Source organism: Streptomyces sp. NPDC015127, assembly GCF_043080095.1.
In the GTDB taxonomy this organism is placed as follows: Bacteria; Actinomycetota; Actinomycetes; order Streptomycetales; family Streptomycetaceae; genus Streptomyces.
Window position 1 is genome coordinate 191,474 of record NZ_JBIBVE010000009.1, and the last position, 24,576, is coordinate 216,049.

Annotated in this window: 19 protein-coding genes, 1 tRNA gene and 3 pseudogenes; 13 read left to right on the top strand and 10 right to left on the bottom strand. The window is 72.0% G+C overall.

Annotated elements, in window-relative coordinates:
- Nucleotides 1-50: 50 nt before the first annotated feature.
- The 3 genes from ACF08N_RS19520 to ACF08N_RS19530 all read right to left on the bottom strand — a co-directional run bounded on the left by ACF08N_RS19520 (nucleotide 51) and on the right by ACF08N_RS19530 (nucleotide 3,021).
- Nucleotides 51-2,171: a PQQ-dependent sugar dehydrogenase gene (locus tag ACF08N_RS19520; protein ID WP_392325866.1), complete on the bottom strand. Its 2,121-nt coding sequence runs from the start codon at nucleotides 2,169-2,171 to the stop codon at nucleotides 51-53.
- Between the two features lie 221 nt (nucleotides 2,172-2,392).
- Nucleotides 2,393-2,863 carry a RidA family protein gene (locus ACF08N_RS19525; RefSeq protein WP_392325867.1) on the bottom strand — a complete coding sequence of 157 codons (471 nt, stop codon included), beginning with the start codon at nucleotides 2,861-2,863 and terminating at the stop codon, nucleotides 2,393-2,395.
- A complete protein-coding gene (locus tag ACF08N_RS19530; RefSeq protein WP_005314434.1) occupies nucleotides 2,860-3,021 on the bottom strand; it encodes a DUF4177 domain-containing protein in 162 nt (53 codons plus the stop codon). The genes ACF08N_RS19525 and ACF08N_RS19530 overlap by 4 nt, the downstream gene beginning before the upstream one ends.
- A 142-nt stretch (nucleotides 3,022-3,163) precedes the next feature.
- On the opposite strand from ACF08N_RS19530, the gene ACF08N_RS19535 reads away from it, so the two are divergent.
- On the top strand, nucleotides 3,164-4,126 hold the full coding sequence (locus tag ACF08N_RS19535; RefSeq protein ID WP_392325868.1) for an ArsA family ATPase: 963 nt from the start codon (nucleotides 3,164-3,166) through the stop codon (nucleotides 4,124-4,126).
- Entirely contained in the window at nucleotides 4,123-5,475 is a 1,353-nt protein-coding gene (locus ACF08N_RS19540; protein WP_392325869.1) for an ArsA family ATPase, read from the top strand. Before ACF08N_RS19535 ends, ACF08N_RS19540 begins: the two co-directional genes overlap by 4 nt.
- Before the next feature lie 217 nt (nucleotides 5,476-5,692).
- On the opposite strand, the gene ACF08N_RS19545 is transcribed toward ACF08N_RS19540, so the two are convergent.
- Nucleotides 5,693-6,037 (bottom strand): WhiB family transcriptional regulator, encoded by a 345-nt coding sequence (locus tag ACF08N_RS19545; protein WP_177149633.1) that lies wholly within the window; start codon nucleotides 6,035-6,037, stop codon nucleotides 5,693-5,695.
- Nucleotides 6,038-6,430: 393 nt separating this feature from the next.
- Between ACF08N_RS19545 and ACF08N_RS19550 the strand changes: the two genes are divergently transcribed.
- Nucleotides 6,431-8,668: a transglycosylase domain-containing protein gene (locus ACF08N_RS19550; protein WP_392325870.1), complete on the top strand. Its 2,238-nt coding sequence runs from the start codon at nucleotides 6,431-6,433 to the stop codon at nucleotides 8,666-8,668.
- A 144-nt stretch (nucleotides 8,669-8,812) separates the two neighbouring features.
- Here the strand turns inward: ACF08N_RS19550 and ACF08N_RS19555 are convergent, their stop codons facing one another.
- Nucleotides 8,813-9,277 carry a GatB/YqeY domain-containing protein gene (locus ACF08N_RS19555; protein ID WP_392325871.1) on the bottom strand — a complete coding sequence of 155 codons (465 nt, stop codon included), beginning with the start codon at nucleotides 9,275-9,277 and terminating at the stop codon, nucleotides 8,813-8,815.
- A gap of 189 nt (nucleotides 9,278-9,466) precedes the next feature.
- On the opposite strand from ACF08N_RS19555, the gene mptB reads away from it, so the two are divergent.
- The 4 genes from mptB (at nucleotide 9,467) to ACF08N_RS19575 (ending at nucleotide 13,316) form a co-directional block, all read left to right on the top strand.
- The gene (gene mptB / locus ACF08N_RS19560; protein WP_392325872.1) at nucleotides 9,467-10,924 is read left to right on the top strand and encodes a polyprenol phosphomannose-dependent alpha 1,6 mannosyltransferase MptB; all 1,458 of its coding nucleotides are present in this window, start codon (nucleotides 9,467-9,469) and stop codon (nucleotides 10,922-10,924) included.
- Nucleotides 10,921-12,159, top strand: a complete 1,239-nt coding sequence (locus tag ACF08N_RS19565; protein WP_392325873.1) for a glycosyltransferase 87 family protein — start codon at nucleotides 10,921-10,923, stop codon at nucleotides 12,157-12,159. The genes mptB and ACF08N_RS19565 overlap by 4 nt, the downstream gene beginning before the upstream one ends.
- Nucleotides 12,160-12,180: 21 nt before the next feature.
- Complete coding sequence (locus ACF08N_RS19570) at nucleotides 12,181-13,119, top strand: metallophosphoesterase (protein ID WP_392325874.1); 939 nt, start codon at nucleotides 12,181-12,183, stop codon at nucleotides 13,117-13,119.
- A gap of 123 nt (nucleotides 13,120-13,242) precedes the next feature.
- Nucleotides 13,243-13,316: transfer RNA gene (locus ACF08N_RS19575), tRNA-Pro, on the top strand.
- A gap of 77 nt (nucleotides 13,317-13,393) precedes the next feature.
- Here the strand turns inward: ACF08N_RS19575 and ACF08N_RS19580 are convergent.
- A pseudogene (locus ACF08N_RS19580) lies at nucleotides 13,394-14,178 on the bottom strand (tyrosine-type recombinase/integrase).
- On the opposite strand from ACF08N_RS19580, the pseudogene ACF08N_RS19585 reads away from it, so the two are divergent.
- Both ACF08N_RS19585 and ACF08N_RS19590 read left to right on the top strand, forming a co-directional pair.
- A pseudogene (locus tag ACF08N_RS19585) lies at nucleotides 14,129-14,518 on the top strand (NUDIX hydrolase). The pseudogenes ACF08N_RS19580 and ACF08N_RS19585 overlap by 50 nt on opposite strands.
- Nucleotides 14,519-15,461: 943 nt before the next feature.
- Nucleotides 15,462-15,803: a hypothetical protein gene (locus ACF08N_RS19590; protein WP_392325875.1), complete on the top strand. Its 342-nt coding sequence runs from the start codon at nucleotides 15,462-15,464 to the stop codon at nucleotides 15,801-15,803.
- Between the two features lie 262 nt (nucleotides 15,804-16,065).
- Here the strand turns inward: ACF08N_RS19590 and ACF08N_RS19595 are convergent, their stop codons facing one another.
- The 4 genes from ACF08N_RS19595 to ACF08N_RS19610 all read right to left on the bottom strand — a co-directional run bounded on the left by ACF08N_RS19595 (nucleotide 16,066) and on the right by ACF08N_RS19610 (nucleotide 20,013).
- Entirely contained in the window at nucleotides 16,066-16,908 is an 843-nt protein-coding gene (locus tag ACF08N_RS19595) for a class I SAM-dependent methyltransferase (protein WP_392325876.1), read from the bottom strand.
- The gene (locus ACF08N_RS19600) at nucleotides 16,905-17,798 is read right to left on the bottom strand and encodes an alpha/beta fold hydrolase (protein ID WP_392325877.1); all 894 of its coding nucleotides are present in this window, start codon (nucleotides 17,796-17,798) and stop codon (nucleotides 16,905-16,907) included. The genes ACF08N_RS19595 and ACF08N_RS19600 overlap by 4 nt, the downstream gene beginning before the upstream one ends.
- A 150-nt stretch (nucleotides 17,799-17,948) precedes the next feature.
- Complete coding sequence (locus tag ACF08N_RS19605; RefSeq protein WP_392325878.1) at nucleotides 17,949-19,637, bottom strand: LuxR C-terminal-related transcriptional regulator; 1,689 nt, start codon at nucleotides 19,635-19,637, stop codon at nucleotides 17,949-17,951.
- Between the two features lie 160 nt (nucleotides 19,638-19,797).
- Nucleotides 19,798-20,013 (bottom strand): hypothetical protein, encoded by a 216-nt coding sequence (locus ACF08N_RS19610; RefSeq protein WP_392325879.1) that lies wholly within the window; start codon nucleotides 20,011-20,013, stop codon nucleotides 19,798-19,800.
- 91 nt (nucleotides 20,014-20,104) lie between these two features.
- Here ACF08N_RS19610 and ACF08N_RS19615 point away from each other — a divergent pair.
- From ACF08N_RS19615 to ACF08N_RS19630, 4 genes and pseudogenes are all read left to right on the top strand, one after another.
- Nucleotides 20,105-20,620, top strand: a pseudogene (locus ACF08N_RS19615) (ABC transporter permease); the annotation flags it as partial.
- A gap of 144 nt (nucleotides 20,621-20,764) precedes the next feature.
- Nucleotides 20,765-21,160: a molybdopterin-binding protein gene (locus ACF08N_RS19620; protein WP_392325880.1), complete on the top strand. Its 396-nt coding sequence runs from the start codon at nucleotides 20,765-20,767 to the stop codon at nucleotides 21,158-21,160.
- Nucleotides 21,161-21,326: 166 nt separating this feature from the next.
- Complete coding sequence (gene modA, locus ACF08N_RS19625; RefSeq protein ID WP_392325881.1) at nucleotides 21,327-22,130, top strand: molybdate ABC transporter substrate-binding protein; 804 nt, start codon at nucleotides 21,327-21,329, stop codon at nucleotides 22,128-22,130.
- Nucleotides 22,131-22,198: 68 nt separating this feature from the next.
- The gene (locus ACF08N_RS19630) at nucleotides 22,199-24,250 is read left to right on the top strand and encodes an ABC transporter permease (RefSeq protein ID WP_392325882.1); all 2,052 of its coding nucleotides are present in this window, start codon (nucleotides 22,199-22,201) and stop codon (nucleotides 24,248-24,250) included.
- Nucleotides 24,251-24,576 lie beyond the last annotated feature (326 nt).

Consider the following 24,576-nt stretch of genomic DNA (forward strand, 5'->3'; position numbering starts at 1 on the left):
GCGCGGATGTTCGAGGGGTGGCCGGGCCGGCCGGCCACCCCCCGGCGCCGTCAGTGCCCGGGCGTGCCGCGCTGCCGGCCGCCGCCCGTGTACTGGATGTCGATCAGCAGGACCCGGTCGTTGCCGGGTGTGCCGTCCTTGTCGGCGGACGTGGTGAGCCAGATGTCGCCGTCGTGGTCGACCTCGACGGTGCGCAGCCGGCCGTACGTCCCCTGGAAGTACGTCTTCTGCTCGACCAGGTCGGCGCTCGCGTCGATCCGGAGCCGGTAGACGCGCTCGCCCCTCGTCGTGGCCACGAAGACATGGTCGTTGACGACGGTCAGTCCGCTGGGCGAGGCGGACGCGGTGGACCAGGTCTTCTTGGGCGGGATGTAGCCGGCGCAGCTGCCGTTGGTGCCCTCGCAGTGCGGCCAGCCGTAGTTGCCGCCCTTCTGGACCAGGTTGACCTCGTCCATGACGCTGTTGCCGAACTCGGCCTGCCACAGCCTGCCCCGGGAGTCGAAGTCGAGCCCCTGGGGGTTGCGGTGGCCGATCGACCAGACGGCGTTGCCGAACGGGTTGTCGGACGGGATGGAGCCGTCCCGGTTGATGCGCAGGATCTTGCCGTTGAGCGAGTTCCTGTCCTGCGCCTTGCTGGAACTCTGCGCGTCGCCCATGGACGCATACAGCTTTCCGTCGGGGCCGAAGCGGAGCCGGCCGCCGTTGTGGAAGCGGCTCTTCTCCATGCCGGCGAGCAGGACGGTGTAGCCGCTGAGCGCGTTGTTCTCCAGTTTCATGCGCGCGATGCGGTTGCCGTCCGTGGAGGTGTGCAGGAAGTACAGGTAGTGGTCGGTGGCGAAGTCCGGACTGACCTCCAGACCCATCAGGCCGCCCTCGCCCCCGGTGGTCTCGGACTGGGGCACCTTGCCGAGCAGCGTCTTCTGCCCGGATTTCGTCAGCCGATAGACGTTGAACGTGTTCCGTTCGGTGAAGACGCCCGAGCCGTCCGGCAGGAAGGCCAGGCCCCAGGGCACGTCCGCACCGCTCGCGAGGGTGGAGACGGCGCCCGGGTCGGGGGTGCCGCCGGGCAGGGCCGCGGACGTGGTGACGGTGATCTCCGGCCCGAAGGCGGACCGGTTGCCCTTGAGGTCGACGGCCCGGGCCTTGAAGCGATAGGCCGTGCCGGGCTTCAGTCCGGCGACCGTGGCCGTCGTGCCGTCGGCGGTCCCGGACGCGGCGCCGTCGCGGAAGATCTCGTAGCCGGTGACCTTCACGTTGTCCGTGGAGGCGTTCCAGGCGAGGTCGACACTGGTCGCCGTCCTGCCGGTGGAGCGCAGGCCGCCCGGCGTGCTGGGCGCCTCGGTGTCGGGCGGCGCGGGCCGGGTGGCGATCGTGACGGCGTTGCTGGCGGCGGAGACGTTGCCGGCGGCGTCGCGGGCGAAGACGGTCCAGTCGTACGACGTCTCCGGGTCGAGGCCGTCGACGGTGGCGGCGAGCGTGCTCCCGCCGACCTGCTTCATCAACTGGCCGTGCTGGTAGACGTCGTAGCCGGCGACCCCGGTGTCGTCCGCGGCCGCGTCCCATGCGAGCGAGACGGCGGTCGCCGTGGGCTCCTTGTCGCCCCGCAGGTTGCGGGGCGCGGTCGGCTTCTCGGTGTCGGCGGCTCCGGTGGAGGTGACGGTGAGCCGGTCGAGGTTCGGCCCGTCCGCCGCCGCGGTGGTGACGCGGACGGTGTTCGTGCCCGCCTTGAGCGTCGCGGCGGCCGAGACGGTCTTCCAGGTGCTCCAGGCGCCGGTGGCGGGGAAGGCGAGGTTGTCGGCGACGAGGGTGCCGTTGACGGTGATGTCCAGGGGGCGGTTCGCCGTCGTGCCGTTGGCGTAGCGGAGTTCGAGCGCGGCCGTACCGGCGCGGGCCGAGTCGACGGTGAACTCGGCGTACGCGCCCGTGACCGCCTGGAAGTTCACGAAGCCGCTGCCCGAGTGGCCTGCGTGGTCGGACTCGACGGTGCCCCGTGAGAGGCGGGCCGCCTCCGCCTCGTAGGCGACGGCTTCGGCGACGTGCTCGTGGGCGGCGGTCGCGGCCGCCTGACTGCCCGGTGGCAGGGCGAGCGACAGGGCCGCGGTCGCGGCGACGAGGGTGCCGGCCGCGGCGCGCGGACGGGAACGGGGACGGGGACGCAAAGGGGGTGCCACGGATTCCTCCCGCTTTCGTGTGGGGGACGAGGGGATTCACGTTGGCGATTCACATGGATAGGAAGCATTCCTGATCGTGAACACCGCGACCAGAGCACACCCCCGACGCGTCCACGTCAAGAGTTGACGCGCCGGATTCCCCCGACCGGCGGTGCGACGACGACGGCCCCGCCCCCGCCGGCGGACCGGCGGGCTCGGGGCCGTGGAACCTGATGACCTGTTCAGTCCTGGACGAGCTCCACCTGGATCTCGACCTCGACCGGAGCGTCCAGCGGAAGCACCGCGACACCCACCGCGCTGCGCGCGTGCACACCCTTGTCGCCGAGCACCTCGCCGAGCAGCTCGCTCGTCCCGTTGACGACACCGGGCTGGCCGGTGAAGTCCGCGGCCGACGCCACGAAGCCCACGACCTTCACGACCCGGGCGATGCGGTCCAGGTCGCCGATGACCGACTTCACGGCGGCCAGAGCGTTCAGCCCGCAGATACGGGCGAGCTCCTTGGCCTCGTCGGCGGTGACCTCGCCACCCACCTTGCCGGTGACCGGAAGCTTGCCCTCGACCATCGGGAGCTGGCCCGAGGTGTACACGTATGCGCCCGAGACCACAGCCGGCTGATAGGCGGCCAGCGGCGGAACGACCTCCGGCAGCGTCAGACCCAGCTCGGCCAGCCTGCGCTCGACCACGCCGCTCACGAGGACTTCTCCCGCTTCAGGTAGGCCACCAGCTGCTCGGGGTTGTTCGGCCCGGGCACGACCTGGACGAGCTCCCAGCCGTCCTCGCCCCAGGTGTCCAGAATCTGCTTCGTCGCGTGCACGAGGAGGGGCACGGTCGCGTATTCCCACTTGGTCATGGAGCCGACTGTAGCCGCACTGGCGGGAGCGTTCGCGAGGCAGTCCACGCACCGGCACGGACACACGTCGGGCACGGGACGTGACGCAGCCCGCAGGCAGCCTCGTGCGTAGGCCGGTGCACGACTGGTTAGGCTCGCATACGTGAGCAGGCTCCAGGTCGTCAGCGGCAAGGGCGGTACCGGTAAGACCACGGTGGCCGCCGCCCTCGCGCTCGCCCTCGCGACCGAGGGAAAGCGCACCCTCCTCGTCGAGGTCGAGGGCCGGCAGGGCATCGCCCAGCTCTTCGAGACGGAAGCCCTTCCGTACGAGGAGCGCAAGATCGCCGTCTCGTCCGGCGGCGGAGAGGTGTTCGCGCTGGCCATCGACGCCGAGCGCGCGCTCCTCGACTACCTCCAGATGTTCTACAAACTCGGCAGCGCGGGCCGCGCCCTCAAGAAGCTCGGCGCGATCGACTTCGCGACGACCATCGCGCCGGGCGTCCGGGACGTGCTGCTGACCGGCAAGGCGTGTGAGGCCGTACGACGCCGGGACAAACAGGGGCGGTACGTCTACGACCACGTGGTCATGGACGCGCCGCCCACTGGCCGCATCACCCGCTTCCTGAACGTGAACGACGAGGTCGCGGGCCTGGCCAGGATCGGCCCGATACACAACCAGGCCCAGGCCGTGATGCGGGTGCTCAAGTCCCCCCAGACGGCGGTCCATCTGGTCACCCTGCTGGAGGAGATGCCCGTGCAGGAGACCGCGGACGGCGTCGCCGAGCTGCACGCCGCCGCACTCCCCGTGGGCAGCGTCATCGTGAACATGGTCCGCCCCCACGTCCTCGACGAGGACGCGGTGCGCCACGCGTCGGACGGCCGCCGCGGCGAGATCGCGAAAGCACTCACGGCGGCGGGCGTCCCCGGCTCGGCGAAGCTCGTCACCCCGCTGCTGGAGCAGGCCGCCGAACACGCCCAGCGGGTGGAGCTGGAGCGCGAGCAGCGGCGGGTGCTGAACTCGCTGGACCTGGGAGCGTACGAACTGCCCATGCTCAGCGAGGGCGTCGACCTCGCCGGGCTGTATCAACTGGCGAGGGAACTGCGCAGGCAGGGGGCCGGCTCATGACGTTGGACGCATCGGCCCGCCTGGAGGTCGACCCGCTCATCGACGACCCGGCCACGCGCATCATCGTGTGCTGCGGCGCGGGCGGTGTCGGCAAGACGACGACGGCCGCGGCCCTCGGCGTACGGGCGGCGGAGCGCGGCCGCAAGGTCGTCGTCCTGACCATCGACCCGGCGCGGCGACTCGCCCAGTCCATGGGCATCGACTCGCTCGACAACACCCCGCGCAGGGTCAAGGGCATCGAGGGCGACGGCGAACTGCACGCCATGATGCTCGACATGAAGCGCACCTTCGACGAGATCGTCGAGGCGCACGCGGAACCCGACCGCGCCCGCGCGATCCTGGAGAACCCCTTCTACCAGTCGCTGTCCGCCGGTTTCGCCGGTACGCAGGAGTACATGGCGATGGAGAAGCTGGGGCAGCTGCGCGGGCGGGAGGAGTGGGACCTGATCATCGTCGACACCCCGCCGTCGCGCTCCGCGCTGGACTTCCTGGACGCGCCGGGGCGCCTGGGGTCGTTCCTCGACGGCAAGTTCATCAAGCTGCTGATGGCCCCCGCGAAGGTGGGCGGTCGGGCGGGGATGAAGTTCCTGAACGTCGGCATGTCGATGATGACGGGCACGCTGGGCAAGCTGCTCGGCGGCCAACTGCTGCGCGACGTGCAGACGTTCGTCGCCGCGATGGACACGATGTTCGGCGGTTTCCGTACCCGCGCGGACGCGACCTACCGGCTGCTGCAGGCGCCCGGCACGGCGTTCGTGGTGGTCGCGGCGCCGGAGCGGGACGCGCTGCGGGAGGCGGCGTACTTCGTGGAGCGGCTGGCCGCGGAGGACATGCCGCTCGCCGGTCTCGTCCTCAACCGGGTGCACGGCAGCGGGGCCGCGCGGCTGTCCGCCGAGCGGGCGCTCGCGGCCGCGGAAAATCTTGACGAGCCCGGCATTGTGGATCAGGGGCCCGGGAAGACTGGTGTTCGTGACGCCGCGGCCGTCTCTCCCGACTCCCCGGCCGTGGACCACTCCCCCGAAGCACACGAGGTTCCCCCCGAAACACTCGGATCGTCGTCCGAGGCTCCTGAGGTGCACGACGTTCAAGAAGCACATGGAACACATGAAGCGCGTGACGTCGACGACGCGCGGACCGCGCAGCAGTTGACGGCGGGTCTGCTGCGCCTGCATGCCGAAAGGATGCAGGTGCTGGCGCGCGAACAGCGCACCCGCGACCGTTTCACGGCGCTCCACCCCGAGGTGTCCGTCACCGAGGTCCCTGCCCTGCCGGGCGACGTCCACGACTTGGACGGCCTCCGCGCGATCGGCGCACGCCTGGCGGCGGGAGCGGCGGACTCGGGCGCGTAGCACCCGCGGGTAGGCGCGCCGGAGTACAGAGGCGTAGCCCCTTCGCGTACGCACGCCGGAGCACGGGGCCGCAGCAGCAGCGCGGGTATGCGCTGTGCGCTGGGCCACGCGCCAGTCGCGCCGGTCACGGCGCGCCCCGGTGCAGCCCCACCGCGCAGCACGCTCCGGCATGCCGGCGTATCCGCCGTGCCGCCGTGCGCGCCGACGCGGGTCCGCGTCAGCCCACCGCCGCGTACGTCTCGTAGGTCTCGTCGTCGTCGAGGCCCACCGGCAGAATGCCCGCGCTGCGCTCGTATTCCGTGCGCGCGGTCTCGAGCAGCCTCCGCCAGGACGTGACCGTGGGGCGCCTGCGCAGCAGCGCTCGCCGCTCCCGCTCGGTCATGCCGCCCCACACGCCGAACTCGACGCGGTTGTCCAGCGCATCGGCCAGACATTCGGTACGCACCGGACATCCGGTACACACCGCCTTGGCCCTGTTCTGCGCTGCACCCTGTACGAACAGTTCATCCGGATCCGTCGTGCGGCAGGCTGCCTGCGCACTCCAGTCGGTAACCCAGCCCATGCCGGCGCCGTCCTCTCCCGAATCGAGGCTCCCCCACGGCGGCAGCGGCATATTCACCGCTGCCAGTTGAGGACGTTACGGAAGGTGGGCACAGCGCAACACCCCCACGGGGCCCAATCTTGAATGGTCCGAACGGACTATGCGTACGCGGCAGATCACCCAGGGGAGTGACCTGGGGACATGCGTAACAAACCAGACAAAGCTGGGCACTTCATCTGCCGGGCAACGGACTTCCACGACACATGCAGGGGATTCGGGCAGGGCTCCGCCGGATTCGGGTACAGCGGAGTTCTGCCAGGTACTTGATGCGGGACCGCACTGCTGTGACAGTTGAGAGCAGCTTAGGCCAAGGCCTTTACGCCTGTCCGGCAAATGAGAACGTAGGCTGCCCTCATGCCAAAGAAGCGCTCGGGCGGCGGTCTGACCGGGACCCAGCAGGCCGCCAAGTTCCTCGGTGTCAGCGTGCTCTCCGGAGCGGTGCTGGCGGGCATCGCCCTGCCCGCCGCCGGCGCGCTGGGGCTGGCGGCCAAGGGCACGGTCGAAGGATTCGACGAGATTCCCGCCAACCTCAAGACGCCGCCGCTGAGTCAGCGCACCACCATCCTCGACTCCGAGGGCGGCAAGATCGCCACGGTGTACTCGCGCGACCGCACGGTGGTGCCCCTCAAGGACATCTCGCCGCACATGCAGCGGGCGATCGTCGCGATCGAGGACGCCCGCTTCTACGAGCACGGCGCGGTCGACCTCAAGGGCGTGCTGCGCGCGCTCAACAAGAACGCGCAGACCGGTGGCGTGACCGAGGGCGCTTCCACGCTCACCCAGCAGTACGTGAAGAACGTCTTCGTCGAGGAGGCCGGCGACGATCCCGACAAGGTCGCCCAGGCCACCCAGCAGACCATCGGCCGCAAGATCCGCGAACTGAAGTACGCGATCCAGGTCGAGGAGGAGCTGGGCAAGAAGAAGATCCTCGAGAACTATCTCAACATCACCTTCTTCGGCCAGCAGGCGTACGGCGTCGAGGCCGCCTCGCAGCGCTACTTCTCCAAGTCCGCCAAGGACCTGAAGCTGGAGGAGGCGGCGCTGCTGGCCGGCATCGTCCAGTCGCCGAGCCGCTACGACCCGGTCAACGACACCGAAGAGGCGACCAAGCGCCGCAACATCGTGCTCCAGCGCATGGCCGACGTCCGCGACATCTCCCAGGAGGAGGCGGACAAGGCCAAGGCCACACCGATCAAGCTGAACGTCAGCAAGCCGGACAACGGCTGCATCACCGCCGTCGACGGCGCGGGCTTCTTCTGCGACTACGTGCGCAAGACGATCCTCAACAACCCCGCCTTCGGGAAGACGGACGAGGAGCGCTCGAAGCTCTGGAACCTGGGCGGCCTCACCATCCGCACGACGCTGAGCCCGAGGGCGCAGGCCGCGGCGAACGAGGCGGCCACCGCGAAGGTCAACAAGACCGACAAGGTCGCCGCGGCCGTGGTCCAGGTCCAGCCCGGCACGGGCAAGATCCTCTCGATGGGCCAGTCCCGCCCGTACGGCCTGGACCAGAAGCAGCACGAGACGGTGCTCAACCTCTCGGTCGGCAGCAAGATGGGCGGCACGACGTACGGCTTCCAGGTCGGTTCGACCTTCAAGCCGATCACGGCGGCCGCGGCGCTGGAGAAGGGCATCAGCCCGGCGCAGTCCTTCGCCACGCCGTGGAAGATCTCGCTGCCGATGGACTCCTTCCGGACCTGCGCGGGCGGCCCGTCGGGCGGCGGCCAGTGGCCCCTGCAGAACGAGCTGCGGTCCGAGGCCGGGGCCTGGGACATGACGAGCGCCCTCGGCAAGTCCATCAACACCTACTTCGCCCGCCTCGAGCAGATGACCGGTCTGTGCGAGACGGTCGACATGGCGAAGAAGATGGGCTACGAGCGCGAACTGGGCAAGAAGCTCCAGGAGCTCCCGTCCATCACCCTCGGCGGCCAGGAGAGCACCCCGCTGGACATGGCCTCGGTGTACGCCACGTTCGCGAACCGCGGCACGTACTGCACCCCGGTCGCCATCGAGTCCGTGTCGGACGCCAACGGCAAGCGGATCAAGGTGCCCGGTTCCGAGTGCTCGCAGGTGATGAGCCAGCAGACGGCGGACACGATCAACCAGATGCTCAAGGGCGTGGTCGAGGACGGCACGGGTACGCAGGCCGGCCTCCAGGACCGCGACAACGCGGGCAAGACCGGTACGACCAACGACCGCAAGGACGCGTGGTTCGTGGGCTACACGCCGAACCTGTCCACGGCGGTGTGGGTCGGCGACGACGTCGGCGAGAAGACGTCGATGTACAGGATCACCATCGGCGGCCAGTACTACGACAAGGTCTGCGGCGGCTGCCTCCCCGGCCCGATCTGGAAGATCGCGATGACGGGGGCGCTGGACGCCGCCGAGACGCCCACGTTCAACCCCGTCTCCGTCCCACGCGGGAAGGAGAAGGATGACAAGGACAAGGGCCGCGACCGGCCCCGTGACGAGGACAAGCCCGGCGACAACGAGCCCTTCCCCGGCATCAGCATCGCGCCGGACCTGATCGGCGGCGGAAACAACCGCGGTCAGGGCAACGGCGGGGGCGGTGGCGGCGGCAACTGGCCGTAGAGACCTCGCAGTCGTGACGAAGGGGGACCCGGTGACCGGGTCCCCCTTCGTCGACTTCGCGGGCGGCGCCGGTGACCGGTGCGCCTCGTCGGCTTCGTGCGCGGACCCGGTGACCGGGTCCCCCTTCGTCGACTTCGCGGGCGCTCAGCCCGCGAGCAACTGCTTCACCGCGGCCGCGACTCGGCCGCCCTCCGCGCGTCCCGCCACCTTCGGGTTCACGATCTTCATGACGGCGCCCATGGCCCGCGGGCCCTCGGCGCCGGCCGCCTTGGCCTCCTCGACGGCCTGCGCCACGATCGCGTGGAGCTCGTCGTCCGTCAGCTGCTGCGGCAGGTAGGCGTCGAGGATCGCGCCCTCGGCCTTCTCGCGCTCGGCCTGCTCGGCACGACCGCCCTGCGCGAAGGCGTCGGCGGCCTCGCGGCGCTTCTTCGCCTCCTTGGCGATCACCTTCTGCACCTCGTCGTCGGAGAGCTCACGGGCCGTCTTGCCCGAGACCTCCTCCTTGGTGACAGCGGCGAGGGTCAGCCGGAGCGTGGAGGAGCGCAGTTCGTCGCGCGCCCTGATCGCCGCGGTGAGGTCTTCCTGCAGCTTGGACTTGAGCGTGGTCATGCGCCCAAGTGTCGCAGGTACGCGACGGGATACGCCCGCGCATTTCGCACGACGCGCGCCGCCTGCGGCGCCGGGTCGCGGCGCGGAGAGGCGCGCGCGCCGGGCTCGTAAGGCCGCGGACACCCGACGGCCCCTCCCGGGCGACCGGGGCGTCGCCTCCCCGACACCGTCCGTTGACAGCCTGCGCTGGTGTCGTCCCTCCGTCTCCCCGTCGGCCGAGCCGTCGACTTCCGCCACTGCCAACTGCTCGGGCTCATCGGCTCGACGGCGCTCGCGGCGGGCGGCGTGGGCGCCGGAGCGCTGCCCGTGCGGGAGGTGCTCGCCCCTGACTCGGGAGCCGCCGCGATCGGTTTGGTCGGCGCGTACTTCGGGCTCGTCGTCCTGATCGCGGCCTGGGCCCTGGCGGGCCGGGCGGTGCGCGGACCGCGGCCGCCCGGGCGCCGCGACCTGCTGGTGACGCTCGTGCTGTGGGCGGCGCCGCTCGTCGTGGCACCGCCCCTGTTCAGCAGGGACGTCTACAGCTACCTCGCGCAGGGCACGATGGTCGACGCCCGGCTCGACGTGTACACATACGGCCCCTCCCACCTCGGCGGTCCGCTCGCGGCCGAGGTCGCGCCGCTGTGGCGCGACACCCCCGCCCCGTACGGCCCGGTCTTCCTGGCCTTCGCCTCGGCGATAGCGGGGGCGGCGGACTTCGGCACGTTCTCGGCGGACCGGCTGACCGGCGGTGTGCTGGGCATGAGGCTGCTGGCCCTGCTCGGCGTCGCCCTGATGGCGCTGTGTCTGCCGCGACTTGCCCGGCACTGCGGAACCGATCCGTCCGTCGCGCTCTGGCTCGGCGCGCTCAATCCGCTGGTGCTGCTGCACCTCGTCGGCGGCGCCCACAACGACGCGATCATGATCGGATTGCTGGGCGCGGGGCTGCTCGCCGCCCTCGGCCGCAGGCCGGTCGTCGCGGTCGTCCTGATCACGCTCGCCGCCCTGGTGAAGGCTCCGGCCGCGCTCGGGCTGATCGCCGTCGTCGTGCTGTGGTCCCGGCAGGCGGCGCCCTGGGCGCGGGCTCCGCGGCTGTCCGCCGCCCTCGCGGTGCTGTGCGTGTGCGCGGGGGCCACGGTGGCGACGACCGCGCTCGTCGGCACCGGCTACGGCTGGCTCGCGGCGCTCGACACCCCGGTCTCCGCGGAGAACTGGTCCCTGACCTCCACCCTCGGCCGCATGACCACCGCCGTGCTGAGCGACGCGGGCAGCGGTCTCGCGGACCTCGCCCGCCATGCGCTGCCCGCCTGGCACCTGTTCGGCCTCGCCGCCACGGGCCTGGCCGTTCTGGTCGCCTGGCGCCGCCACCATCGGCTGCGCCCGGTCCACGCGCTGGGCCTCAGCCTGATGGCGGTGGCCCTCCTCGGCCCGGCGATACGGCCCTGGTACGTGCTGTGGGGCCTGTTCCTGATCGCCGCCGCCGGCCCCGGAAGGCCGCTGCGCCGGGCTGCCGCCGCGGCCAGCGCAGTCCTCGCTCTGGCCGTGCTGCCGAGCGGATTCGCCCCCGACGCCACGCAATTGGCGCTCGCCGTCAGCGGCGGACTGCTCGCGCTGACGGCGCTGTGGGGCGTCCATCGGTTCGCCCACCGGCCTGTTGGGAGTACGGCATGACACAACTGGAGACGACGGGGACCGCCTGGCGGTGGCCCGTGACCACGCGCGGGCGGCTGCTCCTGATCGCCGGACTGGCCGCCGCCGTCCTGTTGTTCCTCACGACGGTCCCGCTGCACCGGGACTGGTTCGACCTGGGCGTCTACTACGGGGCCGTGCACCACTGGACGGGCGGCGGCGCCCTCTACGACTACCTCGTCCCGGGCACGCACTACGGCTTCACGTACCCGCCCTTCGCTGCCGTGTGCATGCTGCCGATGACGCTCGTCGACTGGCGGAGCGCCGTGGCGTTCAGCGTGCTGTCCAACGCGGCGGCCGTCGCCGTGATCCTGCGCTGGACCGCCGGCCCCCTCGTCCGCCGGAAGGGCTGGACGCCCTGGTACGCCCTCGCCCTCGCGGGCTGCGCCTTCGCCCTGCTGGAACCGGTCCGCGACACCATCAGCTTCGGCCAGGTCAACCTGCTCCTGCTGGCGCTCGTCCTCATCGACGCCCGGTTGCTCGCCGGCGGCCGTGGCTCGCGGTACGCGGGCATCGGCATCGGCCTGGCCGCCGCGATCAAGCTCACCCCCGCCGTCTTCGTCCTCCATCTGCTCCTCACCGGCCGGCCGCGCGCCGCCGCCACCGCCACGGCCGTCGCCCTCGGGGCCACCGGGATCGCCGCATGGGCGGCGCCGGACGCCTCCCGCGTCTACTGGACCGAGGCGCTGTGGGACACCGACCGCGTCGGCGCGCTCGCGTACGTCTCCAACCAGTCGTGGCAGGGACTGGTGGCGCGCCTCTTCGACCCGGCCGAGCCGAGCCGGGCCGTCTGGGCGCTCGGGGTGGTCGCGCTGCTGTCCGTCTGGGCCGTACGCGTCCGCAAGGCGAACGCCGCCCGTGATCACGCCGCCGCCTTCGCCCTGACCGGCGTCCTCGCCTGCCTGATCAGCCCGGTCACCTGGGTGCACCACCTGGTCTGGCTGGCCCCGGCCCTCGTGGTGCTGACCGACGCCGCCCTGCGCGCGCCGGAGGGACAGGACCGTCGCCGCCTGCTGACCTGGGCCGTGGCACTGCCCGTGGTCCTGAGCAGCAGTGTGGTGTGGCTGTGGAGCAGGGACTCGTCCGGAGTCGACGGCTTCCTCGGCGGCAACACGTACGTCTGGATCTCGCTGGCGCTGCTCCTCGCGCTGCCGCTGCGCACGCCGCCGGCCGCGTGCGACCCGGCCGGTGACCGCCCGCCGCTCCCCAGGCCCTGAACGGTCTGCAACGATGGGCGTATGCGCGCACGCTACGGGATGCCCTTGAAGATCACCGCAGGAATCACGGCAGTCGGCGCGGCCGGCCTCGCCTATGCCGCCGGGTTCGAAGCCCGTTCCTTCCGGCTCCGCCGGATCACCGTGCCGGTCCTGCCGCGCGGTATGCGGCCGCTGCGCGTCCTCCAGGTCTCCGACATCCACATGGTGAGCGGCCAGCGCAAGAAGCGCGCCTGGCTGCAGTCCCTGGCCGGCCTGCGCCCCGACTTCGTCGTGAACACCGGCGACAACCTCTCCGACACGGAAGGCGTCCCGGAGGTCCTGGACGCGCTGGGCCCGCTGATGGACTACCCCGGCGTGTACGTCTTCGGCTCCAACGACTACTACGGCCCGAAGCTGCGCAACCCCGCCCGCTACCTCCTGGAGAAGGCCCAGGGCCGCCACGGCCTGAACGGCAACGCCCCGGCGGTCGGCGCGGTCCACAACCCGTGGGAGCAGCTGCGCGACGGCTTCGACGCGGCGGGCTGGCTGGACCTGACGAACACCCGCGGGCGCCTGAAGCTGGAGGGCTACGAGATCGCCTTCGCGGGCCTCGACGACCCGCACATCAAGCGTGACCGGTACGAGCTGGTCGCGGGCGGCCCGGAGAAGGACGCGGACCTGTCGCTGGCGGTGGTGCACGCCCCGTACCTGCGCAGCCTGGACGCGTTCACGGCCGACGGCTACCCGCTGATCCTCGCGGGCCACACCCACGGCGGCCAGCTGTGCATCCCGTTCTACGGCGCCCTGGTCACCAACTGCGACCTGGACACGGACCGGGTGAAAGGCCTGTCCACGCACACGGCTGAGGGCAACACCGCCTACCTCCACGTCTCGGCGGGCTGCGGCACGAACCGCTTCACCCCGGTCCGCTTCGCCTGCCCCCCGGAGGCGACGCTGCTGACCCTGACCCCGAGGGACTGACCCCCGTCTCCGCGCGGGCCCTGGCCTGCGGACGTGACCGCGCGGGAGCCTCCCGGAATCGGATTTCGTCTCCGGCCGCGGGTGGGCTAAAGTAAACGACGTCGCCGGGACAGTGGGCGACATCGGGGTGTAGCGCAGCTTGGCAGCGCGCTTCGTTCGGGACGAAGAGGTCGTGGGTTCAAATCCCGCCACCCCGACAGAGAAACACCAGGTCAGGCACCTACTCAATTGAGTGGGTGCCTGACCTGTTTGGTGTGCGTGACTATCTGCGTGACTACGGCTTCGGATCGGCCTTGAAGATGCGGTCCATGACCACGGCCCCGGTCTGGATCACGGGGCGGATCTGCTTGCGATACACCTCCTCGGTCACGGCCGTACCGGAGTGGCCGACGAGGCGGGAGATCTCCTCCAGAGGACGCCACGGTCGGAGAGCAGGGACACGAAGCTGTGCCGGAGCTCCCGAGGAGTCCACTCATCGGCGTTGATGCCCTCGGCATCCTTGAGCGCCTGGCGGAAGGCGCGCCGGACTTTCGTGGCATCGAGCGGCTTGCCCACGGCCGACGAGAAGACGAGCCCGTGCTCCTCCCACTTGTCACCAGCAGCGAGCCGTTCCCAGCCCTGGTCCTCGAAGTGCCGCCAGAGAACTTCCACGCAGCGCGCCGGCAGGGCGAGCGTTCGCCGGGACTTCCGGGTCTTCGTGTCGCCGCCACGCCGGACCGAGCGCCACACCGCGATGTGCGGAGGCTGCGGCGGGTCGGCGTCCGGCCTGCCCTTCAGGAAGACGTGCTCCCAGGTGAGCGCTCGCAGCTCCTCAGTGCGGGCACCGGTCAGAAGGGCGACGACGGTGCCCGGGTCGCGGCCAGCCAGGCCGTACGCAAGCCAGTCGTTCACAGCGTCAGCGACGGTGTAGTCCGTGGGCGCGATCGCCAGACCATCTTCGTGGTCCCTGGGAGTGTCAGATTCTTTGTGTAAGCCGGTGTGACGGCTTGTGTCCGTGGCCGGGGTCGTGGTGCGCGAGGACGGACGCCTCCTGGCGATCCGCCGCGCTGGCAACGGCACTTGGGAACTCCCTGGCGGAGTGCTCGAACTGGACGAGGCCCCCGAGGCCGGGGTCGCTCGCGAGGTCCTTGAGGAGACGGGCATCCACGTCGAGGTGGACGAGCTCACCGGGGTCTAAAAGAACACGACCCGGGGCATCGTGGCCCTGGTCTTCCGCTGCAAGCCTTCCGGCGGCACCGAGCGCACGTCGAGCGAGTCGACGGCCGTCTCCTGGCTCACGCCTGAAGAGGTCAGCGAGCGCATGTCCGAGGTCTTCGCGATCCGGCTCTTGGACGCCTTGGACGGCAACGGGCCCCACGTGCGGAGCCACGACGGCAAGCGCCTCATCCCAGCGGGATAAGACTTTCCCTACTTCATCAAGGCCCGCGCACGGCGCGGGCGCGGCCGCCTCTGCGGCGCGCTGGCGGACTGCGGGCACGACTTGGGAGACACCCTCTGTGGCTGGGGCGGTCGGCTCCACGGCTTTAGGCAGCCACTTTGGGGCGAGGCTCTAAGATCATGGCCCCAACGTCGTGCTTTAACGGGCAGGTCCACAGACTGCCCGACGCGTCGGAAGCTTACGGGGCCATGATCACTTGCCTCAAAGCAGCTCCAGCCCAAAGCCGCTCCACCGACCTCGTGTTCACCCATTCCCGACATACCCGGTGAGCGAGCAGAGCTTCCACCATGATGAGGTGCATGGATCTTGGAGGGATAGCCGCCGTAGTCGCAGCCGGATTCACGGCTCTGGGACTTCCAGCGACGTATCTGCAGGCCAGAGCAGCCCGATGCGCTGCGGACAATGCGGTAGAAGCGGCGAAGATAGCCGCTCGTGCCCTACACGCCGAAGCGCGTCGCACCGCCCAGAGACAGGCCTACGTAGATCTTCTCGTAGCAGCAGACGGGTTCGAGAAGGCAGCCGTGAGCATGTCATGGTGTGCTTCGCTTCCGCCAGGGTCCGCAGCTCGTGAGGATGCAGAGACCAGGCTGAATGATGCGCACACAGCTCTGGGCAAGGCCGCCAGCCTGGTCGGATTGGACGCGCCCGAGGCGGTCATCCCGCTGATGGAACGACTCAAGCATGTTGCTGACGTATGTCTTCTCTCTTCCCAGAGCGAAGAAGACGTCGAGTGGCCAACCGACGACGGGATGGTGCTCGGGAGCTATGTCCCCGCGCTGTACAGGCGTGCTCGGCAAGCGTTCGTAGATCACGTGCGACAGTCCCTCAACGCTGACGTGAGGCAAGCGAGCGACTCCGTTCGGCAGTAGTGGCTGTGCAGCAGCGCAGCGCGTCATCCTGCAGCATGGGGATTGATCTGGAGCTGCACTCGTCACGGCCGGCACGCAACAACTGGCGCAAGTCCCGTGCAACACTCCTGCGGAGCTCCTTCGGGCACGGCGACGCACAGGCCGATGCACTCGGCTCGCTCCAGCTCCTCGGAGTATCCGGGAGGCTTACCGCCGTCGATCCGTACGGGGACACGTTGATGAACGAGCAGGAGGCCGCGGCCGCCCTCCAGGAGATCCACGGCTTGAGGCGGAGTTGCGCTGATGAGCGTCAGCTCGCTGCGCTGGACGATCTCACAACGATGCTGGAACAGTGCGCGGCTACCCCAGGCAGCTACTTGTGGTTCGCGGGCGACTGAAGCTCCCGCCAGCTTGCTGTGTGAGTGTCTAACTGCGTGACAATGCCGACGGACAGCGGCGGACAACCGCGCACACCTGCGGACCATCACAGCGGGCGAGAGGCACACCGCCCAAGGTCAGCCGCCCACCCAAGTTCCTTCGTGACGAAGAGGTCGTGGGTTCAAATCTCGCCACCCCGACAGCTGAAACACCAGGTCAGGGCCGGTTTCCTTCACGGGAAACCGGCCCTGATGCGTTGCGCGACAGCCTCCCTGTGAACGCCTAGGGCGTCCCCTTGGCGACGTTGATCGTGGTGTGCAGGACCGTGCCCGGGGCGCCGCCCGAGCGTTCGCGGAGCATGCCGTCCAGGATCTGGCGGACCTCGGTGGACTGGGCCTCGGTGAGGCCGGCGATCCACTGGGCGCCGAGGGGGTGGCTGCTGCGGATGGTGTCCAGCAGTTCCGCGGCGGAGCCGAAGGGCATGTCCATCACGGCCTGACGGACGGTCACCTGGGCAAGGCCCGCCTCGTGCAGTACGGCCGCGAAGCGTTCCGGGTCCGTGAGCCGGAAGGGCAGGGGCGGCGGGTCCGTCGGCAGGCCGGCGAAGCCGGGGACGGCAGCCCGCAGGGCGCCCACCGTCCACGCGATGAACTCGGCCTTCTGCAGCGGGCCGAACGCCGCCACCAGCACCGTGCCGCCCGGGCGGGTGACCCGGGCCATCTCGGCGAGACCGCGCCCCAGGTCGGGGAAGAGCGACACTCCGTTGAGGGACGCGGACACGTCGAAGGTGTCGTCGTCCAGGTCCAGGTGCTCGCCGTCCATGACGAGCGCGCGGACGTGTTCCAGGCCCTCGGCGCGGGCGCGGGCCGTGAGCCGCTCCACCATCGCCGGTGCGATGTCGACGGCGACGACCCGGGCACCCCGGCGCGCCGCGGGCAGGGCCAGGGCGCCGCTGCCCGCGGCCACGTCCAGGAAGCGGGTGCCGGGGCCGATGGTGGTCCCGGCCAAGGCCTGTTCACCGAACCGCATGGTGTGCGGCGTGGTGTGGCGGTCGAACCCGGGGGCCAGGGTGTCCCAGGCGGTGCGGATCCGGTCCGTGGTGGGGGGTTTGGTGGGGGTGGTCATGGCCGGGTCCTTCCGTGCGTGGCGCGCAGGGCGGTGCGCAGGGCCGCCACCAGGGCGTCGGGCTGTTCGAGGTGGGCGTCGGCGCCGCAGTCGTCGATGACGTGCAGCGGCCAGCCGTGCCGGGCGGCGGCCTCCTCGCCGTACCGGAGCCGCGCCTCGGGGTCCTGGCGGCCCCAGACGAGGGTCGTGGGGGCGGGGATGGCGGCGAGGTCGGCCGGGGGGATCACGGGGAGCGCGAACTCCTTCATGAGCGCGCGGCCCGCGGCCTTCACGTCGGGGGTGCGGGCGCGGTCGAGCGCGTAGTCGGCGATGCCGTCCCAGCGCTCGCCGAGGTCGTCCCGTACGCCGTCGAAGTCGACCATGCAGCGTCCGAGCATGCGGTCACGCGTCCGTTCGGTGGTGCGCATCTGGAACGCGGCCATGCTGACCGCGAAGCGCGGGGCCGGGCGGAAGGGGCCCAGGCCGAACGCGTCGACCAGGACCAGCGCGGCGACCCGGTCGCCGTGCGCGGCGGCGAAGCGGGCGGCGACGGCACCGCCCACGTTGTGGCCGACCAGGACGGGCGGGGCGCCGCAGGTGGTCGCGACGAGTTCGGCCAGCCACTCCACGACCCGGCCGGCGGTGAGGGGGCCGTCGCCGGGGACCCGGGAGGCGCCCTGGCCGGGCAGGTCGGGGACGATCAGCGTCCAGGACGAGGCCAGGTCCGGAATCACCCGGATCCAGCCGAGGGCGGACTGCCCGATGCCGTGGAGGAGGACCATCGGGGGTCCGCTGCCGCCCTCCAGTACGGCGGTGGGGACGCCGGCCAGGTCACGGTGGTGCTCGGTGAGCGGGATCTCCGCGAGGAGCCGCTGCCGGGCCTCCGCTCCCACGGTGGATGTGCGGTTCATCGCCGCCTCCTCTCCTCGGATCCGCGGTCTTCTTCGGCGGTTGTTCCGCGGATCCATGGAGAGTGTGGCGGCGGCGGGGTTTCCGGCACATCGGGGGAAATGTGCATCTCGGCTGCCGTATCGGTGTGGGTGAAACCACCCACATCCGCGTCAGACCAGGTCGTGTTCGTACGCGTACGCCGTGGCCGCCGCGCGCGAGCCGACGTCCAGCTTGTGGAACATGTTGTTCAGATGCCGGGCGACGGTCTTCTCGCTGATGACGAGCGCGGTCGCGATCTCGCGGTTGGAGGCGCCCGCCGCGACGAGCTTCAGCACCTCCGCCTCGCGCGGGGTGAGCCCGCCCGGCAGCCGGTGTGCCGTGGCGCGCCGGGACAGTCGGTCCACGCGCTCCAGCTGCGGGGCGGCTCCCAGTCGCTCGAACACGGCGCGGGCGGCGTCCAGTGCCATTTCGGCCGAGTCGTGGTCGCCGAGCGCCCGGTACGCCTCCGCCATCAGCACGCGCACCCGCGCCGCCTCGTACGGGACCTCCAGTTCCTGCCAGGCCGCCCACGCGTCGCGCAGCGCCTGCCCGGCCCCCTCCGGGTCTCCCCCGGCGAGCAGGACTGCGCCGCGGGCGCCGGCGGCGACCGCGCGAAGGTAGGGCGCGGCCAGGTCGTCCGCGGCCCTGGCGAGTTCGCGGGCGGCGTTGCGGGCGGCGTCGGTGTCGCCCGCCGCGAGGGCGATCTCGGCGTAGGCGGCGAGGACGCGGGAGCGCCGCACGGGGTCGTGCTCGGCCTCGGCCGCGACCCTGCGGACAGCGGCCAGGGCGTCGTCGGTCCGGCCCTGCGCCAGCCGCAGCAGGGCGAGCCCGGGCTGCGGCGGGTGTCCCCACCGGTCGGCCTGGCGGTATGCCTCCTCGGCACGGCCGAAGGCGCCGCGCAGGCGCAGCAGTTCGGCGCGCTGGTAGTGGGCCATGCCCGCGGCGGGGTCGGCGGCCGGGGCGTCCGTGTGGGCGCAGGCCTGCTGTGCCTCGGCCAGGGCGTCTGCCCACTCGCCGTGCAGCTGCATGATCTCGGAGCGGTGGACGAGGCACTGCCCCCGGTACGGCCTGAGGTCGGGCTGGGAGGCGCACCAGCGGCTGAGTGCGGCGGTCCACTCGGCGGCGCGGTGGACGTCGAACGTGTCCCGGCACGCGATGATCACGGCGCAGTAGACGATGCCGGCCGTGATCGGGGAGACCTCCCCCGCGGTGACGCCGACCATCGCCTCGTCGAGCAGCGCCCGGCCGCGGACGACGTCGCCGCCGCCGATGAGCGCCTGCCCCTGACCGAGGCGGCCGAGGGCGACGAGGTCGGGGTCGCCGAACCGGTCGGCGATCCGGGCGGCCTCGGCGAACGCGGCGCGCGCCGCCTCGTGGTCGCCGGCCCCCATCGCCCGGAGACCGGCGGGCACCAGCAGGTAGCCGCTCTCCACGTGGTCCCCGCCCGCGTCGTCCAGCAAGCGGGCGGCGCGGCCGAACCAGCCTCCGGCGCGCTCGTGGTGCCCGTGCAGGGCGAGCGTGAGGCCCATCCAGAAGGCGCAGCGTGCGGCGGGGCCGACCGCGCCCGCCTCGCCCAGCGCGAAGTGGGCCCGCTCCCAGCACTCCACGGCCCGGTCCTCCCGGCCGATCAGGTAGGCGGCGCGGGCGAGCAGGTCCAGGTCGGGTGTCGGGAGCGGCTCCCGCGCGTCGGTGGCCGCGAGGCGGTCGTACGCCTCCGCCCAGGCATGTCGGCGGAACGCGTCCCGGCCCTCGTCCAGGGGCCCGGTGGCGGCGGAGCCTTCCGCTGCCGCGGCTTGCTGTGCCGCCGAACGCTCCGCCATGGCAGGCTCCGCACTCTTGGGTCGGCCCGTCGGCCGGTCGGGCCCATCGGCCGGAGGCGTCGCCTCCGTCTTCGTCCCCGCCCGTTCCCTGCTTCTTCCTCCACCGTACGAGTGGCCGGTCAGGGGTGCAGGGCGGGCTCCGGCCCGTACTCCCCGATGCTCAGCGGACGATCCCTTCGCCCGAACGCACAGCCCGGTCGAGGGGCACCTCTGCGACGAAGCGCTGACGCAGAGCGCTGTCGCCGATCAGCTCCGCCTTGCGAGCGACCTCGGCGCGTGCGCGTTCGAGCAGGCGCTCGGCTTCGTCGCGAGCGCCGCAGGCGGAGAGCACGGCGGCGGAGTGGTACAGCACCTCCTCGGTCCGCAGGGCGGGCATGGCCCCGACCTCGTCGAGGATGCGAAGCGCCTCACGGGCCGCGGACTGCGCCGCGTGCGCGTCCCCCCGGCGCAGCAGAAGGCGGCTGCGCAGACACGAGGACTCCGCCGTCGAGGCCGTCGGCGAGGTCCTCGGCGCCACCGCCAACCCCCCAGCCCCCGGCGAGGCCGAGGTCTCATGCCCATCGGACGCCCTGGCCGCGCAGCAGGCCGCGGGCAAGGCGTTCACCGGGCTGCTCCTCGGACTGGGCGCGGTCGCGCTGCTCGTCGGCGGGGTCGGCGTCGCGAACACCATGGTCATCTCGGTACTGGAGCGCCGTGCCGAGATCGGACTGCGACGTGCGCTGGGCGCGACGCGCGGCCGGATCCGTACGCAGCTCCTCACGGAGTCCCTGCTGCTCTCCGCGCTCGGCGGGACCGGCGGAGCCGTGCTCGGCATCGCCGTCACCGCCGGATACGACCTGTACCAAGGGTGGCCGACCGTCGTCCCGCCCTGGGCCATGGCCGGCGGCATCGGGGCGACCCTGGTCATCGGGGCCCTCGCGGGCCTCTACCCGGCCGTCCGGGCCTCCCGGCTCTCGCCGGCGGAGGCCCTGGCCGCCGCCTGACCCCGTGGGCGTACGCAGGTCGCACCGCTGTGGTGCCGTACGGCCGGTCCTCCTGTGTCGGATCCCACAATGAACCCTGCATCTGCCATGTGTATTGATCCAAAGCTTGGCAGATGAGAGCTTTCGGGCCGTATCCTGTCGCACATGCAGTCCTACACCATCGGACAGGCGGCTCGTCTGCTCGGCGTCAGTCCCGACACCGCGCGCCGCTGGGCGGACGCCGGCCGGGTCGCGACCCATCGCGACGAGAGCGGGCGCCGCCTCATCGACGGCCGCGACCTGGCCGCGTTCTCGGTCGAGGTCGCCCAGAGCGGCAACGACGAGGACGAGGGCTCGTACACCTCGGCCCGCAACGCCTTTCCCGGCATCGTCACCGCCGTCAAGCTCGGCGATGTCGCGGCGCAGGTGGAGATCCAGGCGGGACCCCACCGCCTGGTGTCCCTGCTCACGCGGGAGGCGGTCGAGGAACTGGGCCTGGAGGTCGGCGTGGAGGCGACCGCCCGTGTGAAGTCGACCAGCGTGCACATCGACCGGACCTGACCGGCCGGCCCGGCGGCCGGTCCCGGGACCCGCCGTCCAGCCGTCGCGCGGCCGCATCGCAGACCAGGGCGCACCGCAGACCAGCGGCGCCGCCGTCACCGGCTCGGCCCTTCACCATCCGCTCGGGCGGCATCCGCCGACCGCGTCCCCGCAAGGAGTCCCCGTCATGTCCCTGGCCCTCCACCTCACCCGGCGTCGCGCCGCTGTCGCCGTCGCGGCCGTCGCGCTGATCGCCCCGCTCGCCGCGTGCGGCAGCGAAGGCGGCGACCGGCAGGACACCGGCGCGTCGGGATCCGGTTCGGACGCGCCCCGTGCCGCGCTGACCGTACTGGCCGCGTCCTCGCTCACCGATGTCTTCACGAAGGCCGGCGCGGCGTACGAAAAGGCCCATCCGGGCACCGAGATCACCTTCTCCTTCGCCGGATCGCAGGAACTCGCCGCCCAGGTGCGCCAGGGCGCACCGGCCGACGTACTGGTCACCGCCGACACCAGGACCATGGACGGTCTCGGCGACGAGACGGACAGCCCAGTGATCATCGCCAGGAACCGGCTGGTCATCGCCACCGGCGAGGGCAACCCGGAGAAGATCGCCGAGCTGAGGGACCTCGCCGACCCGGACGTCGAGGTCGTGCTCGCCGCCCCCGAGGTGCCGGTCGGCCGGTACAGCCGGCAGATCCTCGACGCCGGGAAGGTCGTCGTACGGCCCGTCTCGGAGGAGCCCAACGTCCGCGCCGTCCTCAGCAAGGTCGAGCTGGGCGAGGCGGACGCCGGCCTCGTCTACAAGACGGACGCCGCCACCGGCAAGGTCGACACGGTCGAGATCCCCGACGCGCAGAACGCGATCGCGCGGTACCCGGCCGCGACCCTGCAGAGCTCCCGGCACGCGGACGCGGCCGACGCGTTCGTGAAGTGGCTCGCCGCGCCCGAGGCTCAGAAGCTCTTCCGGGACGCCGGCTTCCAGCAGCCGTGACGGACGCGGCAGGGGCCCGAGGTCCACGACCGCGGGTCCCTCTTGCACAGCGAGGCGAGAGATCTCCGATGAAACGTCACCACAGCCTTCCCGACCAGGCGTCGGCGCACGAATCCGGCATGCCGGACGGCCGCGCGCTGCGGGAGCGTGCACCAGAGGGCCGCGCGCCGCGGGACCGTGCGCCGAAGGGCCGCGCGCCGCGCGTCCGCACGCCCGTCGCGCTCGCTCTGCCCGCGCTGCTCGCCGTCGCCCTCCTGCTGCTGCCGCTCGTCGGCGTACTCGCCCGTACGGACTGGGGCGCGCTCGGCAGCCACCTGACCAGCCCCGGCACCACCGAGGCGCTGCGCCTCTCGCTGGTGGTCTCGTTCTGGGCGCTCGGCCTGTCCCTGGTCCTCGGGGTGCCGCTGGCCTGGCTGCTGGCCCGAGTGCCCTTCCCCGGCAAGGCACTCGTACGCTCCCTGGTCCTGCTGCCGATGGTGCTACCGCCCACCGTCGGCGGCGTCGCGCTGCTGCTGGCCTTCGGCCGGCGCGGACTGCTCGGGCCCTGGCTGGAGGACACGTTCGGCGTCACCCTGCCGTTCCACACGTCGGGCGCCGTTCTCGCGGCGACGTTCGTCGCGATGCCCTTCCTGGTGATCAGCCTCGAAGGGGCGCTCGGCGGTCTGCGGCCGCGGTACGAGGAGACGGCGGCGTCCCTGGGGGCCTCGCCGGTACGGGTGTTCCTCACGGTCACGCTGCCGATGGTGATGCCGGGGCTGATCGCCGGGGCGGCCCTGACCTGGGCCCGTGCCCTGGGCGAGTTCGGCGCGACGATCACCTTCGCGGGGAACCTGCCCGGGACGACGCAGACCCTTCCCCTCCAGGTCTATCTGCTGCTCCAGGAACGCCCGGACGCGGCGACCTCCGTGTCGCTCCTGCTGCTCGCCATCGCCCTGGTGGTCCTCGTGGCTCTGCGGGGCCGGTGGGCGGGAACCCCGCGCGGCGGCGACCGGGCCCCCGCGCCCGACGCACAGGGCACAGAGGACGCACAGGGTGGCTCGGAAGGTCCCTCGACCGCCGGGCCGGACCTCCTGCTTCCGCAGGACGGCTGGGCGCTGCACGCGGAGGTCACGGGCTTCAACCGGCTCACCCTGGACGCCGGACCCGGCACCACCATCGCCGTCGTCGGCCCCAACGGAGCCGGGAAGACCACCCTGCTGCGCGCCCTGCTCGGCCTCACCGCCCGCTCGCACGCCGTGCTCCGGCTCGGCGACGCGGACGTCTCCTCCCTGCCCCCTCACCGGCGCGGTGTCGCCTGGGTGCCGCAGGACGGTGCGCTGTTCCCGCATCTGAACGCGCTCGCCAACACCGCCTACGGGCTGCGCGCCCAGGGTGTGCGCCGCGCGGAGGCGCGCCGCAGCGCCCAGCAGTGGCTGGACCGGCTCGGCGTCGGGCACCTCGCCCACCGCAGGCCCGCGCAGCTCTCGGGCGGTCAGGCCCAGCGGGTCGCCCTGGCCCGCGCGCTGGCGGCGCGGCCCCGGCTGCTGCTCCTCGACGAACCGCTCGCCGCGCTCGACCAGACCGCCCGGGCCCGCGTACGTCACACCCTGCGCAGCCATCTCGACGGTTTCGGCGGCGTCTGCCTGATCGTGACGCACGACCCGGTGGAGGCCGTCTCGCTCGCCGACCGGGTGCTCGTACTCGACGACGGGCGCGCGATCCAGGACGCGCCGCCCGCCGAGGTCACCCGGCACCCGCGCTCGCCGTGGGTGGCCCGCATGCTCGGCCGCAATGCGTGGCCCGGCACGGCCTCGGCCCATGGGCTCGACCTGGACGGCGGCGGCACGCTGGTGGCTGCGGACCCGCTCCCCGCCGGCACCGAAGCGCTGGCGGTCATCGCACCCGAGGCCGTCTCGGTGCACCGGGACAAGCCGGAGGGCAGCCCGCGCAACGTCTGGCCGGGCACCGTCCGCGAGATCACCGTCTCCGGCAGCCGGCTGCGCCTCCTGATCGTGTCGGACCGGGTGCCCGACCTGGTCGCCGAGATCACCCCGCAGGCCGCCGCCGAACTGGGGATCGCGGACGGCGTGTCCGTGTGGACGAGCGTGAAGGCGACGGAAGTGACCACGGTGCCCCGGTGACCCCGGCCCCGGCGGCCCCCTGCGCCCGGTGCCCGGTGCCCTGGGCGGCCCGGCGGGCCCGGCACCATCCGTGCCTGTGACCTCGGCGGTCCCTGGCGACCCCCTGTGCCCGGCGACCTTGGCGATGCCCGTGACCTGCGAGGACACCCGTACGGCGGCCCGTCCGAGGAGCGGGCCGGGATCGACCGCGCAGGAGCCCGAGGAGCGGGCGGAGGACCGCCCCGCGGCCGTCCGTGCGGCGAGCCGGGGCCGCCCGGCAGCCGTCAACGCGGCGGGCCGGTGTCACTCGAGCCGGTTGCTCCGCGGAAGCGGGGAACCGGCGCGGG

Bases quoted from the DNA above. Each gene is read 5' to 3' on its own strand.
- ACF08N_RS19530 (WP_005314434.1), bottom strand. From the start codon at position 3,021: ATGACCAAGTGGGAATACGCGACCGTGCCCCTCCTCGTGCACGCGACG.
- ACF08N_RS19540 (WP_392325869.1), top strand. From the start codon at position 4,123: ATGACGTTGGACGCATCGGCCCGCCTGGAGGTCGACCCGCTCATCGAC.
- ACF08N_RS19545 (WP_177149633.1), bottom strand. From the start codon at position 6,037: ATGGGCTGGGTTACCGACTGGAGTGCGCAGGCAGCCTGCCGCACGACG.
- ACF08N_RS19550 (WP_392325870.1), top strand. From the start codon at position 6,431: ATGCCAAAGAAGCGCTCGGGCGGCGGTCTGACCGGGACCCAGCAGGCC.
- ACF08N_RS19555 (WP_392325871.1), bottom strand. From the start codon at position 9,277: ATGACCACGCTCAAGTCCAAGCTGCAGGAAGACCTCACCGCGGCGATC.
- ACF08N_RS19565 (WP_392325873.1), top strand. From the start codon at position 10,921: ATGACACAACTGGAGACGACGGGGACCGCCTGGCGGTGGCCCGTGACC.
- ACF08N_RS19570 (WP_392325874.1), top strand. From the start codon at position 12,181: ATGCGCGCACGCTACGGGATGCCCTTGAAGATCACCGCAGGAATCACG.
- ACF08N_RS19590 (WP_392325875.1), top strand. From the start codon at position 15,462: ATGGGGATTGATCTGGAGCTGCACTCGTCACGGCCGGCACGCAACAAC.
- ACF08N_RS19595 (WP_392325876.1), bottom strand. From the start codon at position 16,908: ATGACCACCCCCACCAAACCCCCCACCACGGACCGGATCCGCACCGCC.
- ACF08N_RS19600 (WP_392325877.1), bottom strand. From the start codon at position 17,798: ATGAACCGCACATCCACCGTGGGAGCGGAGGCCCGGCAGCGGCTCCTC.
- ACF08N_RS19605 (WP_392325878.1), bottom strand. From the start codon at position 19,637: ATGGCGGAGCGTTCGGCGGCACAGCAAGCCGCGGCAGCGGAAGGCTCC.
- ACF08N_RS19610 (WP_392325879.1), bottom strand. From the start codon at position 20,013: ATGCCCGCCCTGCGGACCGAGGAGGTGCTGTACCACTCCGCCGCCGTG.
- ACF08N_RS19620 (WP_392325880.1), top strand. From the start codon at position 20,765: ATGCAGTCCTACACCATCGGACAGGCGGCTCGTCTGCTCGGCGTCAGT.
- modA (WP_392325881.1), top strand. From the start codon at position 21,327: ATGTCCCTGGCCCTCCACCTCACCCGGCGTCGCGCCGCTGTCGCCGTC.
- ACF08N_RS19630 (WP_392325882.1), top strand. From the start codon at position 22,199: ATGAAACGTCACCACAGCCTTCCCGACCAGGCGTCGGCGCACGAATCC.